The sequence below is a fragment of the Wolbachia endosymbiont (group A) of Ancistrocerus nigricornis genome, assembly GCF_947250785.1.
In the GTDB taxonomy this organism is placed as follows: Bacteria; Pseudomonadota; Alphaproteobacteria; order Rickettsiales; family Anaplasmataceae; genus Wolbachia; species Wolbachia pipientis.
Genome location: NZ_OX366348.1, coordinates 129920 through 144080, shown reverse-complemented (window position 1 = coordinate 144080; position 14161 = coordinate 129920). Strand labels below are relative to the sequence as shown.

Genomic DNA, 14161 nt, shown 5'->3' with positions numbered 1-14161 from the left:
AAAATGGAGGTAAAATAAAATGGCTCGGGTAAAACGTGGAGTCACTACTCACGCTCGTCATAAAAAAATATTGAAACTGGCAAAGGGTTATAGAGGGCGCGCAAAAAGTTGTTATAGAATTGCATTACAAAGAGTTGAAAAAGCACTGCAATATGCTTATAGAGACAGAAGAACCCGTAAACGTGATTTCCGTAGCTTATGGATAATACGTATTAATGCAGCAGCAAGAGAGCATGGGCTTACTTATGGTAGGTTTATGCATGGTCTTACACTTGCCGGCATTGATTTAAATAGAAAAATTCTTGCTGAGATGGCAGTTAATTATAAGGATGATTTTGCCAAATTAGTAGAAACTGTAAGTGGTAAATTAGCGGAGAATTCTTAAAGCAAAAACACCATGAGAATTATTTTCATGGGATCACCAGGATTTGCTGTTAATTCTCTGAGCTTGTTACTGAAATCAAAGAGCGAAGTGGTGGCAGTATACACCAAGGCTCCAAAACCTTCAGGGCGTGGACAGAAGCCAACGAAATCTCCAGTACATGTTATCGCTGAAGAAAGTAACATAGAGGTATGTACTCCTATCTCTCTAAAGTTCTCGGCAGAGCAGGAAAAATTTAGAAATTTCAAACCAGACGTTGCAGTTGTAGCTGCGTATGGATTGATACTTCCAAGAGAAATTTTGAATATTCCAAAATATGGTTGTATTAATATTCATCCTTCATTACTACCAAGGTGGCGTGGTGCAGCCCCGATACAGCACACAATTTTAGCAGGAGATCAAGAAACCGGGGTTAGCATTATGCAATTGGATGAAGGATTAGATTCCGGCCCTATTTTAAAACAGGAAAAATTTCTTATCGAAAAGAACGATAACTACAAGACATTGCATGATAAATTGTCTGAATTAGGCAGTGATTTACTGCTTGAGGTGTTAAATGAAATTGAAAAACAGGTTCCTATAGAGCAGAATGATAATGATGCATGTTACGCTAACAAAGTGGAAGACTATAAAATTTATGCAAGTGATGCCTGTGAAGTTGCTTATAGAAAGGTTAAAGCGTTTTACCCAAAAGCGTTCATCAAGATAGAGAATAAACGTATCAGGATACTTGATGCTGACTTTGAAGCTCTCGCTTCAGAACAAGGCAAGATCGTTAATGATAATATGCACATAAGTTTAAAAGGTGGCACTTTAATTCCTAAAGTTGTACAAATGGAAGGGAGAAATCCTTGCAGTATTGAAGATTTTATTCGTGGCTTGAAATCAAGCATGGTAAAAAAATTTATAGAATAGGCTGCTTTAAATTAGTGTAGAAATGTAATAGCTAAATTTCCTTTTCTTAGATATAATCTTAAAAAACTTTCCATATAAAAATGAAAATAAAAAGAGCTTTAATATCAGTATACGATAAAACGAATATAATTGATCTTGCATCGTTTTTAACGCAGCAACAAATAGAAATTCTTTCAACGGGCAATACTTATAAAGTGCTATCTAGTGCAGGAATAAAAACACAAGAGGTCTCAGATTACACACAATTTCCAGAGATACTGGGTGGTAGAGTAAAAACTTTACACCCTAAAATTCATGGAGGCATACTTTGCAATAGAGAAAAACACAAAACGGAAATACAAAATCTAGGTATTGAGCCAATAGACCTGCTTATAACTAACCTATACCCATTTTGGGAGACAGTAAGTAGCAGCTCAAATGAAGAGCAAATTATAGAACAAATTGATATCGGCGGGGTGGCGTTAATTAGAGCTGCAGCAAAAAACTTTCGTTTTACTTCAGTTATTTCTAGCATTCAAGACTATGAAGCACTAAAAGCTGAGATGATAAAAAATAACAATGAAACAACATTGGAATATAGAAAATATTTAGCAACCAAAGCATTTGCTCTCACTGCACACTACGATTCTAATATTCACAGTTGGTTTTTATCCCAGAGTAAAAATAATGAGTTGCCAGAGTTTTTCGCACTATATGGGCATAAAGTACAAGAACTCAGGTATGGTGAAAATCCCCATCAAAAAGCTGCATTTTATAGTAATCAATTTACAGAATATCCGTTGGAAAAACTACATGGAAAAGAGTTGAGTTATAATAATATAGTAGATATAGAGTCCGCACTTAACATAATTTCTGAGTTTAAAGAGCCTGCAGCAGTGATAATCAAGCACAATAACCCATGTGGCGCTGCTGTTAGTAATAATGCTTTGGAGGCATATGAAAAGGCTCTATCATGTGATGAAGTAAGCAGTTTTGGTGGCATAGTTGCCTTAAATCGGGAGATAGATTTAAAGCTAGCAGAAAAATTAAACGAGATATTTTTGGAAGTAGTGATAGCACCATCGGTAAACAATGAGGCACTAAAAATTTTACAAAGAAAGAAAAATTTAAGAGTGATTATTCATAAATCTTTCCAACAAAATGTGAAATACCAAATTAAAAATGTTGTTGGTGGGTTTTTGGTGCAAGAAAATAATGACCACACAATAAAAGCAGAACAAGTAACAAAGTGCACTACAACAGAAAAAGAAAAGGAAGATCTTATTTTTGCCTGGAAAATATGTAAACATGTGAAATCCAACGCAATAGTTATAGCAAAAGATGGTTGTGCTATTGGCATCGGCGCAGGGCAAACAAGCAGAATAGATAGTGTGAACATTGCAGTGAAAAAAGCAGGTGAAAAATGTAAAGGTGCAGTGCTTGCTTCAGATGCATTTTTTCCATTCCCAGATAGCATAGTAGAAAGTGCAAAACATGGAATTACAGCTATAATTCAGCCCGGCGGCTCGCTAAAAGATCAAGATGTGATAAAAGCTGCAAATGAAAATAAAATTGCTATGTTTTTCACTGGCGTTCGCAGTTTTTTCCATTAGGCTTTGTGTCTTATCGTCATACCGCCACAAACCGTCATACCGCGATTCATTCGCGGTATCTCTCAACATAGATCCCGCTAACACGTAGCGGGATGACGGTTGTCAGCCAAGTAGCCCCCTATGATGTCATTCCAGCGCCCCTATGATGTCATCCCAGTGCCCCCTGTAATGTCATCCGAGTAGCTGACACTGGGATGACACCCTCCTAGTAGAAACGCTTTTGTAATTGCAACATTCGTGCAATCTTTAGCCATAAACATTAAGAAATTTCCCAAACGAAAAAAAAGGCAAAAGAAGCCCTGGGGTTATTATCTGCTTTAAAATATTGGCGTTTTTTATGTTTTAAACGCTTGACAAGCAAGATTTAGCTGCTTTTAATTGCAACTAACCTATGCTGCAAATGTTTAAGAAATTTACTAAGCAGAAAAAAAGACAAAGAATCCCCGAGTTAGCTAGTCCTTTACTATCTCTGTCGAGTATTGGCATTTTTTGATGTCTTGTAACGCTTTATAAGCGCGTTCAGCTTATTTAGATAAAAATCTAGATGTAGATGAAGTTTTGTAAAGACATACAGTATCTATATACTGCAAAAAATTGAACATAAGACGCCGATACATTAAGTAATCCTTACCTTTTAATCTGCAGATTGGCGAAAGCAAATACAATAGCTTCAGTTTCATGATAAGAGGGCTGGCGGAGTTTGTCAAGTAAGTTTTTTTGTTTCTATGGGTCAGTTGGACTTAAAGTCTACACAAAAAACGTTTACAACCAACGTTCAACATGGTAAATTAAAAACGGTTTATTCCTCGGTAGCTCAGTGGTAGAGCAGTTGGCTGTTAACCAATTGGTCGCTGGTTCGAATCCGGCCCGGGGAGCTTTTCTCTGTGAAATTCTAGTGTTGATTTTATATGAACATTAAATCAGTGGTTTTATGTATACTAGATGGCTGGGGAAATGGAGTAGAAAGCAGTAAATACAATGCTATTAGCAACGCAAATCCACCCTGTTGGCAATATATTAGCTCTAATTATCCAAAATGCAGTTTATCCGCCTGTGGAACTGATGTGGGGTTACCTGGTGGTCAAATAGGTAACTCAGAAGTTGGCCATATGAATATTGGCAGTGGTAGAGTGGTAATACAAAGCCTTCAGCGCATTAATCAAGAGATTGGAACAATAGAAAACAATGTAAATCTACAAAGTTTTATTAATGATCTAAAAAGTAAGAACGGAGTATGCCATATAATGGGATTGGTGTCCGATGGTGGTGTTCATTCGCATCAAAAGCATATTTCAACTTTAGCAAATAAAATATCACAGCATGGAATAAAAGTGGTGATAAATGCATTTTTAGATGGCAGAGACACATTGCCAAATTCAGGAAAAAAATGCATTCAAGAATTTACAAAGAGTATAAAGGGAAATGACACAAGAATTGCTACTGTTTCTGGGCGTTACTATGCTATGGACCGTGACAACAGGTGGAAGAGAACAATCGAAGCTTATGAGGCTATCGCATTTGCAAAGGCACCTTGTCATGATAATGCAGTATCGTTGATTGAGAATAACTATCAAAATAACATAACTGATGAGTTTATCAGGCCCGCAGTAATAGGTGATTATCAAGGTATAAAACCAGAAGATGGAGTCCTGTTGGCTAACTTTCGTGCTGATCGAATGATACAATTAGCAAGTATTTTGCTTGGCAAAACAGATTACGCTAAGGTAGCAAAATTCTCTTCAATTTTAAGTATGATGAAGTATAAAGAAGATCTCAAAATTCCTTATATTTTTCCTCCTACTTCTTTCGCTGATACTCTAGGACAAACAATAGAAGACAATAAATTACGACAATTACGTATCGCCGAAACCGAGAAATACGCTCATGTGACTTTCTTTTTCAATTGTGGAAAAGAAGAACCTTTCTCTGGTGAAGAAAGAATACTCATTCCCTCACCAAAAGTTCAAACTTACGATTTGCAGCCCGAAATGTCAGCCTTCGAGCTCACAGAAAAGCTTGTAGAAAAAATTCACTCCCAAGAATTCGCACTGATAGTTGTAAATTACGCTAATCCTGATATGGTAGGGCATACAGGTAATATAAAAGCAGCCGAGAAAGCTGTGCTAGCTGTAGATGATTGTCTTGCGAAAGTGCTGAATGCTGTTAAAAAGTCAAGCAACACCGCATTAATTGTTACTGCAGACCATGGTAACGTGGAATGTATGTTCGATGAAGAAAATAATACACCTCATACAGCACACACTCTAAATAAAGTGCCATTTATTGTGTCTTGCGATAATCTAAAACTAAGAGACGGAAGGTTATCTGACATTGCCCCTACTATTTTACAGCTACTTGGAATTAAAAAACCAAACGAAATGACAGGCAGTTCGTTGATTTCTTGCATTACCCTCTGTCATTCCAGCTAGGCAGCGTTATGCACCGGAATGACATCAAATAGATGTGTTTTAACTTAATCCAACTTTTAAATTTTTCGCTGTTAGTACTAATGATTCATTAAAGAAGCTGTCAATATCACCAATACTATCTATATTTTTTGTACTGATAGATTGGTCAATTCTTTTGACCAAATTAGATAAAACTTTATTAGGGCCAATTTCAACAAATTTGTTAATGCCACGGCTTGACATATACAAAACCATTTCTCTCCATTTCACTCTGCTTACAACTTGCTTGGCGAGTAAAGTTTTTATAACTTTGGGATCACTCTCCTCTTTAGCTGTAACATTTGATATCAAAGGAACTATAGGACGGGTTATTTTAATACCCTTCAAAAACTCCAAAACTTTTTCATCAGCAGGTTTCATAAGAGATGAATGAAAAGGCCCACTAACCTGTAATTTAATTAGTTTCCTCACACTCGAGTTTTTGAATAAATCGGGTAACATTTCAAGAGCTTCTCTAGTGCCACTTATAACCACTTGTCCGCCACCGTTATCGTTTGCAATTTCACAAATTCCGTCAATTTGAACTGATTTCAATATATCTTCCACTTCATTTATCTCTGCTCCAAGCAACGCAACCATTCCGCCTTTACATTTCAGTGAAGCTTCATGCATTGCTTCGCTGCGAACTTTCAGCAGCTCGATTGCAGACTCAAGCGTTAACGCTCCTGCAGCACACAGCGCTGTATATTCGCCAACTGAATGCCCACAAACATATTTAACATTGTGATCAGTGAAAAGAGATTTGCCAAACACATGCTCCATAACACGTAGCATTGCAATTGATACTGCCATTATAGCTGGCTGAGCGTTTTCTGTAATGGTTAATTCTTCAATAGGACCGTTGAAGATTAAATGAGACAGCTTTCCATCCAATATGCTATCTACTTCATTAAATACTTGTCTTGCAACAGAAAACTCACTATATAAGCTCTTTCCCATTCCTACAAACTGAGAGCCCTGACCGGGGAAAGCAAAAATCATGATAGTTATTATTTATTCCTTATTAAATATACTACTTTATTTATTTTTTGTCAATATTTTAGAATAATGATTGACTTAGTGAATTAAGTTCACTAGAATATTAGCTGACTAAAAGTTTATAAACAACAATGAATTATCATAAAATTATTATAGTTATGACAGACGGTCAAGAGTTTGAAACTCGTTCCACTTATGGAAAGGAGGGAGATAGGGTAAAACTTGATAGAGATCCTCTTACTCACCCTGCATGGACTGGAAGTTTGACAAGCGGGTTAGCAAGTAAAACTAGCAAATTAGCTAAGTTTAACGATAAATATGGAAGCATTTTCTAATTCTCCTCCTCTTTAAGTTTTAGAGAGTTTACTGAAGCATGCATAAATACAAAAATATAGGCTATGTTGCTTCTCCATCACCAAAATCGCAGGAAGTATCTAAACTATTAAAGAAACTTAATTTTATCAATATAACAGAAGAAAATAAGTCCGAAATCGATCTATTGATAGTTGTTGGCGGTGATGGCTTTATGCTACGCACTTTGCACAATTACGTCATAGAAAATAAAAACATGCATGTGTATGGGATAAACACTGGCAATGTTGGGTTTTTGATGAATAAATGCTTTAGCTGCAGTGAAGATTTAATTGATCATATAGAGCATGCAACTTCAACTCAGTTAACTTTGCTAAAAATGGAAGCAACAGACACAAGTGGCAAGAGATATCATTACATAGCAGTAAACGAAGTATACGTTTTTAGAAAAGCGAACCAAATAGTAGAGATGAATATTACTATTAATGATAAGCTAAAAGTAGAAAAATTTAGAGGGGACGGAGTAATATTATCTACCCCCACAGGCAGCACTGCATACAACTTCTCTGCCGGTGGCCCAATCTTGCCGCTAAATTCAAATTTACTTGCACTCACTTCTATCAATAGCTATTACCCAAGGCATTGGAATGGAGCGTTAATATCAAACGATACAATCGTACAAATTGACATTAACGACACAAAAAACCGTCCAGCACTTGTAGTATCAGATTACAAGGAGTTTCATAATATATCACAGATAAAAATACAAAAAGACCATGAAAACACAATAACTTTGCTCTTTGACAAAGATTACCCTCTGAATGAAAGGATCTTTGATAGACAATTTCTATACTAATAATTATCCGTAAACTGGTATTTACTACATCTTAATAACTATAGCGTAATCAATGCAGCATAGTAATTAATTTTGGAGCAGATATGCATGGATTAGAAAACGGAGATAATGTCACACCAACTTCTTATACAAAAAAGGATGAAGATGGCAAGAAAGTACTGCCGACACCAGCATCTAGAAGCACAGTGCCACGAACAAACGATAAAAATGAAATTTCACACTCTACAAGTCCGTTTGATGGCGAGTCTGATGATAAAGAAACAGCAAACTTAAATATGGAAGGATCAGTTGGTGATGGATCAGAAGAACCTATTTATGCAACTATAGACCCAGATACAAAATCTTCGAAAAAGAGTTTAGACAGTGGAATAGATGGTCAAAATTCAATTCTAAGCAGATCCCCTTTTCAAGAGACAGTATTTGATGATCCTGATGATCTTGATAAAACATTAACACGGTTAAGCAGAGAATCAAGTAACAAACTTAGCAATGTACCTTCAACTTCTCCACCATCATATAAGACAGATGACTCTGAAGAGTCTTTGTCACTAAATTCTGATGTAGGTGGCACAACAAATAAAAAAACAAACAGATTCTTGCCAAGAGCAAAGTATTCCATGCAGCAGAAGGGCTTTATAATTTTTACTGCAAGTGCTATTATACTCAGTATATCTGCAGCTTTATTATATTTACAAGATAAAGCAAAATTTATTGCATTTTTTACAAACAGCCCAAAATATATCACTATACCAGTTATCGCACTTGCTGCATTGCTTGCAATTGGTCCAATATTTTTTGCAACAAGGCAATTTATAGATACTGAAGAACATTCCATTCAAAAAAAAGATGCGGATAAAATTTTAGCTGAGGTGTTGGAGCACCAGCCAAAAGATAAAGCTATAAAATCTGTAAGACTGGAATATAGCAATGGCACTCATTCAAATTTTGTACTTAATGCTTGGGAAGCTAAACAAGGCTTCACTAACATTGACGAAAAAGTAATTACTAGAACTAATAAAATAAAATCAGTAATTAACGACAGACCAATATTTACTGCATTATTTACTGGTGTAGTTGCTGCAAATATAGCGTTTCCTCTAGGGCTACTTGCAACACATGGTGTTAATGGTGTACAAAAATTTTACCAAAACCCTTTGACTAATAACATAGGATTATCATTACTTATAGGTTCTGGTATACTTGCATTATCAATTATATGTCTTGGCGTGCATTATTATAGAAAAACAAATTGCACTAACCTTATATATTCTGAAGAAGAGATTGATCCTAAAGATGTTAATGGGAAATTCATTGAGGAAATAAAACGAGAAAGAACAAATGTTCTTGGGGAAAATCACAGTAAAGACGCTAAACGCAGCAGCTTAACGCTTGAGCAAGTTGTGGTTCAATCTCATAATTGTAAGGATATTGTTTATAGTGTCGGTTAATAAAATGCATGATATAGCTAGTGCAGCCCTACGTCATACCGCTGCAGACCGTCATACCGCGATTCATTCGCGGTATCTCTAGATCCCGCTAACACGTAGCGGGATGACGATTGTCAGGGTAGCACCTCCCTCCCCTGTCATCCAAGTAGCTGACTGACCTTACCCAGAAAAAGTGGAGAGAAAGTTTGGAATGTTTTTCACAAAGAGAATGATGAATCAAAATGCTCAGGAATGCAATAGTTAATAGTGACGTTGTTTGTTATAAAAAATTTCTATGTATTCAAATATTGCAGTTCTAGTTTGTTGAGCAGAGTGTTGTGAAGTATCAATAAGTATTTCTCTTTTCAATGAGCTAAAGAAGCTTTCCACAACAGAATTGTCGTAACAACAACCTTTATGACTCATCTATGTTTTTTATGGATAAGAGATATTGATAACCTTGCGAAGTATATTGTGAACCTTGATCACTATGTAATAGTAGATTTTTGGCAGGTTTACGCTTGTTAACGGCCATTAATAAAGAGTCCATAACCAATTGTTTATTTATTGAACTGCTCATTAACTACCATGCGTGAATATAGATCGATTATTGTTGCCAAATATAGCCATCCTTCTTTGGTTTTTATATAAGTAATCCCATACTTTATTTGGTTGATCGACAATAAAGTTTTGGTCTAATATATTGGGAGCTACTGTCCGTTTGTTGTTTCTTAATTTTAAATTTTCTTCTCAATATAGCCTGAATACCATTTTTCTGCATAATACTTTGCACTGTTTTTAAGTTGCAACTTTTACCCAAAGCCTTTAATTCAGCATGAATTTTAGGAGCTCCATATCTACATTTAGAAGCTTGATATATTTTTTGAATATCTGCTAATAACTCTTTATTTGCTGATTCTCTACTGCTTATTTTCCTTGTAGTCCACTTATAGTAGCCACTAGCAGAAAACCCTACATAATTCCTGCACTTTATAGTGTTTACTATGCTCTTTTATGAAAAAATATTTTACTCTTTTTGACTGGCCAGGGCTTTTTTTAAAATGTCTCTTTCTCTTGTTACTTTTGCTAACTCTTTCTGTAAATCAAATCTCTCTTTGTCATAAGGTGCTACATCTGGAAATGCATTTGCCGCTGACTTTTTTTCGTTATATTTCTTCATCCATTTTCCTAATACACTATCCCTTATTCCTAGATCTCTTGCTACTTTTGCAACTGGTTGACCTACCTTTCTTTGTTCATTTGCCAGCTTAACAGCTTCCAATTTGAATTCTGCCGTATATTCTCTTGCCATTTCTAATCCTCCAAAATTTTATTTTACCCGAAAAAACTCCTTTCTTTCTCTCCACTTTTTCTGGGTAAGGTCAGTCTGTCCAGGTTCCAAGATCGGTGTCAAAAATTGCTCAAACCATCCATTAAAAACATCCATATTACAGTGGCCTTCAAAGGTTAACGGAACAACTATCTTTCTTCCACTTAAGGCTGCAACCATACTGATTCGTTGAGTTTTCTTTCCAGATTTTAAGGCATAAAACCGCTGTCCTTTCTGGCAATATCCGTAGTTCGGTGTTATCAATGCCAGACTCATCTATATACACTAAGTTTTTAGGTTCTTTTGTCGCTATAATTTTCAAAAATTCAGCACGTTTTTCTTCGTTTCTTTCCTTGTATCCATATGTCTTTTTTTGCGCGTAAATCCAATTTTTTTAAGGGCTCGATAGATCGTTTGGATACTAACGTTGTTCCAAAGTTTAGCCATTTCCGATAGAGTCTTTCCTCCGTGTTCTCTGGCAAATTTGGCAAAGGTATCCCAGTCGGTAATTTTGTGATTGTAACCCCCATTTCCAAGTTTTTTTGATTGAAAGTCTCCTGTTTCTTTTCTTCTTTGCTGCCACTGTTTCTCTGCTTTCTCCTTCGTCTAGCGCTTCCATTGCTTTTTTTCTTAAATCATAACTATATGCTGCTGGCATTCAACCTCCTTATCATCATCTACCCTTATCCTATCACATCCGGACTTTTATGGAAAGAGCTATATTTTTATCAATTCTGCAATCATTTATCTTAATATTAAGTTTCTTAAACCTTCTTGATGCTTGTGAATAGCTGATAACTGCCAAATCTCTTCCTATTTGTTGCAAATACCCTTTTATAAACCCGACTGTTTGTCTTAAACCAATTCTAAAGAAACTGACGATTATATGCACCAAAATCACAACTTTATCACTATAAATATAGTTGCCGCCCTGCATTTTTGGACAATTCTCGTACCAATTTTCTATGGCGTCATTGATATAACAAAAAATGCTTCCTCTTTCTTGGAGAAATTTGTTATATTCATGGCAGTTACTGACTCTCATTTTTTGTGGCATATTTTTTCTTCAACAGTTAAATGGCTGTTTATAATGAATTTTGTCAGTAACTGCCAGTTCTTTTCACTTGAGCGATGCAACAAAGCCATCCCAGTGTCACGCACTGGGATGACATCATCCTTTTTTTGGGATTCCAGCGTCAAGCGCTGGAATGACACCTCTCTTGGGCTCTCTTAGCTATAAATATTAAGGAATTTACCAAACGAAAAAAAAGGCAAAAGAAGCCCCGTGGTTGGCTAATTACTTACATTATACTTTCAAGTATGGCGTTTTTTTATTCTAAACGCTTAATAACCGCGATTTAGTTGCTTTTAAGCCGCAACTAATCTAAATTATAAACATTAAGAAATTTACTAAACAGAAAAAAAGGCAAAAGAAACCCTAGGGTAGCTAGTTATTCACTATCCATTTTTTAAATCGGCGTTTTTTGATGTTTTAAATGCTTTATAAGCGCATTTCTGCTTATATTAGGTAAAAATCTAGAAATTTTATAAAGACATAAGGTGCACATAGTGCAAAAAATTAAACATGGGACGCCAGATACGTGAGTTTTTTTGTCATTTAATCTGTACAGAGAAGATAAATAAATAGCTTCAGTTTCATGATAAGGGGGCTGGCGGAGTTTGTCAAGGGATTTTTGACGAAATGATTTTGAAAGCAAAGAGCGGGAGAAGGGGTTCGAACCCTCGACCTCAACCTTGGCAAGGTTGCGTTCTACCAACTGAGCTACTCCCGCAATTAAATTAACCTAAATTTACTTAATTATAGGCATATACAGCGATTTGTAAACCCCGTGTACACGAAAAATGTGAGAGCCCATAAATTTGCGTGGTTCCTTCTATGATCTTTTCGTATACTTAAGACTCATTTTTGATTATCATAGGTTTTCAATTGTGCCAAAAAATGTATTAATTTTATGGGAATATTTTTATATAAAGACGACTTGCCAGCTAGTTCAATACCAGATGATATAAGGTCTATAGCTGTTGATACCGAGGCAATGGGGCTACTTCATAGCAGAGATAGATTATGCCTTGTGCAGCTCTCTTTTAATGATGGCAACGTTCACTTAGTTCAACTCAAGAACGATTATACAGCGCCAAATTTAAGAAAAATATTAGAGGATAAAAATATAACTAAAATATTTCACTTCGCGCGATTTGATGTGAGCATAATACGTTATTACTTGGAAACTTGGGCACTTCCGTGCTATTGCACAAAGATAGCTTCACGTTTAGTTCGCACTTACACAGATAATCATAGCTTAAAAGAGTTGTGCTTAGAGCTGCTTGATACCAAACTAAATAAGCAGCAGCAATCTTCTGATTGGGGAAATGAAAATTTAACAGACAAACAAAAAAGTTATGCTGCATCTGATGTTTTGTATCTCCACAGGATAAAGGAAAAGCTAGACTTAATGCTGGAACGTGAAAATAGAAAAGAATTGGCCCAAAAGTGCTTTGAATTTCTTCCTACTCGTATTGAGTTAGACTTAATGGGTTGGGAAAACGTGGATATCTTTAACCACCAGATGTAATAGAAGTTTTTTGTTTGTGCAAAACACTTTAGGGCAATTTTTCAAGCTCTGCGGTAAGAATTTAGTTGATTAACTGCTAATAGATACGCTATATTTTACAAAAATTTAGGTATTTTATGAGTGATGATATTACATCGGTAAATGATCAAAATTTCAAATCTGAAGTCACTGACTATAAAGGGTTTGTTCTGATAGACTTTTGGGCAGAATGGTGTGGGCCATGTAAAAGTCTAATGCCACGTATCGAACAATTGGCTAAAGACAGAAAAGGCAAGATTAAGATCTGCAAATTCGACATAGATGAAGGGACTGAAGTGCCAAGTAAGTATGGGGTTCAATCTATACCTACTTTGATTATATTTCAAGATGGTAAGGAAATTGCACGCAAAATTGGTGCAACAAATGATCTGCTAAGTTGGGTTGATAGTGAAATAAGCTAATAGACAAATTTGCTTTTGTGTGTATTATAAATATTGATAAAAGGGATTGTAGCTCAGTCGGTTAGAGCAGTTCGCTCATAACGAATTGGCCGTAGGTTCGAGTCCTACCAATCCCACCATTGTTAGCATGATCGTAACAATGAGAAAACTATAGTATATGAACTATATATTAATGTAATGGGGGAAATGATGGAATTTACTAAGTCTCTAAATAACAAGTTAGATGAATTGCACTTACTAAATCATCCATTTTACCAGTCATGGAATACAGGAAGCTTAAGCTTGCAAGCTTTACAAACCTATGCTAAAGAATATTATCACCACGTTGCTGCGTTTCCTCGTTACATCAGTGGTATACATTTTCTGTGCCCAGATCTAAAAATGCGACAGGTTTTACTTGGTAATTTAATAGAAGAGGAACAAGGTGATGAAAATCATCCAGAGTTATGGAAACGTTTTGCTGAAGGGCTTGGCGTTGCGCGATCTGATCTTCGTGAAAGTGCACAGATTAAGGAGACACAAGAATTAATTGATGGTTACTTTGACATTGTAAGATCAGGTTTTGCAGCAGGTCTTGGAGCCTTGTACGCTTACGAACGTCAAACTCCAGAGGTTTCCAAGTCTAAAATTGAAGGTTTAAAAAAACACTATTCAATAAGTGATGAGCGTTCTCTTCAATTTTTTACGGTCCATATGCATGCTGATGAATGGCATTCTGAGGAATGTGCAAATCTTATTGAAGATCTAGATGAAAAAGAGCAAGATAAAGTTATGCAGGGTGCTCAAAAGGGAGCAAGGCTCTTGTGGGGTTTTCTTGATGGAATGATGAATGCTAGCGTGTGTTAGTAGTTGTAAGTAGCTTAAACT

The 14161-nt window shown here is 35.9% G+C and carries 12 protein-coding genes, 3 tRNA genes and 3 pseudogenes; 12 read left to right on the top strand and 6 right to left on the bottom strand.

Annotated elements, in window-relative coordinates:
• Positions 1-19: 19 nt before the first annotated feature.
• From rplT to gpmI, 5 genes are all read left to right on the top strand, one after another.
• Positions 20-385: a 50S ribosomal protein L20 gene (rplT, locus tag OOK90_RS00760; RefSeq protein WP_006279340.1), complete on the top strand. Its 366-nt coding sequence runs from the start codon at positions 20-22 to the stop codon at positions 383-385.
• 12 nt (positions 386-397) lie between these two features.
• Positions 398-1297 (top strand): methionyl-tRNA formyltransferase, encoded by a 900-nt coding sequence (fmt, locus tag OOK90_RS00755; RefSeq protein WP_209472592.1) that lies wholly within the window; start codon positions 398-400, stop codon positions 1295-1297.
• An 80-nt stretch (positions 1298-1377) separates the two neighbouring features.
• Positions 1378-2889, top strand: coding sequence for a bifunctional phosphoribosylaminoimidazolecarboxamide formyltransferase/IMP cyclohydrolase (gene purH / locus OOK90_RS00750; protein WP_209472590.1), 1512 nt, complete (start codon positions 1378-1380; stop codon positions 2887-2889).
• A gap of 803 nt (positions 2890-3692) precedes the next feature.
• Positions 3693-3764, top strand: a tRNA-Asn gene (locus OOK90_RS00745).
• 33 nt (positions 3765-3797) lie between these two features.
• Positions 3798-5318 carry a 2,3-bisphosphoglycerate-independent phosphoglycerate mutase gene (gene gpmI / locus OOK90_RS00740; RefSeq protein WP_264705949.1) on the top strand — a complete coding sequence of 507 codons (1521 nt, stop codon included), beginning with the start codon at positions 3798-3800 and terminating at the stop codon, positions 5316-5318.
• 39 nt (positions 5319-5357) lie between these two features.
• Here the strand turns inward: gpmI and fabD are convergent, their stop codons facing one another.
• Positions 5358-6338: an ACP S-malonyltransferase gene (gene fabD, locus OOK90_RS00735; RefSeq protein ID WP_264373760.1), complete on the bottom strand. Its 981-nt coding sequence runs from the start codon at positions 6336-6338 to the stop codon at positions 5358-5360.
• Positions 6339-6466: 128 nt separating this feature from the next.
• Between fabD and rpmE the strand changes: the two genes are divergently transcribed.
• From rpmE to OOK90_RS00720, 3 genes are all read left to right on the top strand, one after another.
• Positions 6467-6670, top strand: coding sequence for a 50S ribosomal protein L31 (gene rpmE / locus OOK90_RS00730; protein ID WP_007548602.1), 204 nt, complete (start codon positions 6467-6469; stop codon positions 6668-6670).
• A gap of 38 nt (positions 6671-6708) precedes the next feature.
• The gene (locus OOK90_RS00725) at positions 6709-7503 is read left to right on the top strand and encodes an NAD kinase (RefSeq protein ID WP_070356930.1); all 795 of its coding nucleotides are present in this window, start codon (positions 6709-6711) and stop codon (positions 7501-7503) included.
• A gap of 83 nt (positions 7504-7586) precedes the next feature.
• Positions 7587-8951: a hypothetical protein gene (locus OOK90_RS00720; RefSeq protein ID WP_264705948.1), complete on the top strand. Its 1365-nt coding sequence runs from the start codon at positions 7587-7589 to the stop codon at positions 8949-8951.
• Between the two features lie 197 nt (positions 8952-9148).
• On the opposite strand, the pseudogene OOK90_RS06670 reads toward OOK90_RS00720, so the two are convergent.
• From OOK90_RS06670 to OOK90_RS00690, 5 genes and pseudogenes are all read right to left on the bottom strand, one after another.
• A pseudogene (locus tag OOK90_RS06670) lies at positions 9149-10242 on the bottom strand (IS3 family transposase).
• Positions 10243-10314: 72 nt separating this feature from the next.
• Positions 10315-10918 (bottom strand): annotated as a pseudogene (locus OOK90_RS00705) (transposase); the annotation flags it as partial.
• A gap of 42 nt (positions 10919-10960) precedes the next feature.
• Positions 10961-11317, bottom strand: a pseudogene (locus OOK90_RS00700) (transposase); the annotation flags it as partial.
• The gene (locus OOK90_RS00695) at positions 11302-11460 is read right to left on the bottom strand and encodes a hypothetical protein (protein WP_209472578.1); all 159 of its coding nucleotides are present in this window, start codon (positions 11458-11460) and stop codon (positions 11302-11304) included. The gene OOK90_RS00695 and the pseudogene OOK90_RS00700, both read right to left, overlap by 16 nt.
• 520 nt (positions 11461-11980) lie before the next feature.
• A tRNA-Gly gene (locus OOK90_RS00690) sits at positions 11981-12053 on the bottom strand.
• A 180-nt stretch (positions 12054-12233) separates the two neighbouring features.
• Between OOK90_RS00690 and OOK90_RS00685 the strand changes: the two genes are divergently transcribed.
• The 4 genes from OOK90_RS00685 (at position 12234) to OOK90_RS00670 (ending at position 14140) form a co-directional block, all read left to right on the top strand.
• Positions 12234-12854, top strand: a complete 621-nt coding sequence (locus OOK90_RS00685; protein ID WP_264705947.1) for a ribonuclease D — start codon at positions 12234-12236, stop codon at positions 12852-12854.
• Positions 12855-12970: 116 nt separating this feature from the next.
• Positions 12971-13294 (top strand): thioredoxin, encoded by a 324-nt coding sequence (trxA, locus tag OOK90_RS00680; protein WP_209472576.1) that lies wholly within the window; start codon positions 12971-12973, stop codon positions 13292-13294.
• Between the two features lie 42 nt (positions 13295-13336).
• Positions 13337-13413, top strand: a tRNA-Ile gene (locus OOK90_RS00675).
• A gap of 70 nt (positions 13414-13483) precedes the next feature.
• Positions 13484-14140 carry a CADD family putative folate metabolism protein gene (locus OOK90_RS00670; RefSeq protein ID WP_022626367.1) on the top strand — a complete coding sequence of 219 codons (657 nt, stop codon included), beginning with the start codon at positions 13484-13486 and terminating at the stop codon, positions 14138-14140.
• Positions 14141-14161: the final 21 nt, after the last annotated feature.

Excerpts from the sequence above, each read along its gene's own strand:
- rplT (WP_006279340.1), top strand. The coding sequence starts at position 20 with ATGGCTCGGGTAAAACGTGGAGTCACTACTCACGCTCGTCATAAAAAA.
- fmt (WP_209472592.1), top strand. The coding sequence starts at position 398 with ATGAGAATTATTTTCATGGGATCACCAGGATTTGCTGTTAATTCTCTG.
- purH (WP_209472590.1), top strand. The coding sequence starts at position 1,378 with ATGAAAATAAAAAGAGCTTTAATATCAGTATACGATAAAACGAATATA.
- gpmI (WP_264705949.1), top strand. The coding sequence starts at position 3,798 with ATGAACATTAAATCAGTGGTTTTATGTATACTAGATGGCTGGGGAAAT.
- fabD (WP_264373760.1), bottom strand. The coding sequence starts at position 6,338 with ATGATTTTTGCTTTCCCCGGTCAGGGCTCTCAGTTTGTAGGAATGGGA.
- rpmE (WP_007548602.1), top strand. The coding sequence starts at position 6,467 with ATGAATTATCATAAAATTATTATAGTTATGACAGACGGTCAAGAGTTT.
- OOK90_RS00725 (WP_070356930.1), top strand. The coding sequence starts at position 6,709 with ATGCATAAATACAAAAATATAGGCTATGTTGCTTCTCCATCACCAAAA.
- OOK90_RS00720 (WP_264705948.1), top strand. The coding sequence starts at position 7,587 with ATGCATGGATTAGAAAACGGAGATAATGTCACACCAACTTCTTATACA.
- OOK90_RS00685 (WP_264705947.1), top strand. The coding sequence starts at position 12,234 with ATGGGAATATTTTTATATAAAGACGACTTGCCAGCTAGTTCAATACCA.
- trxA (WP_209472576.1), top strand. The coding sequence starts at position 12,971 with ATGAGTGATGATATTACATCGGTAAATGATCAAAATTTCAAATCTGAA.
- OOK90_RS00670 (WP_022626367.1), top strand. The coding sequence starts at position 13,484 with ATGGAATTTACTAAGTCTCTAAATAACAAGTTAGATGAATTGCACTTA.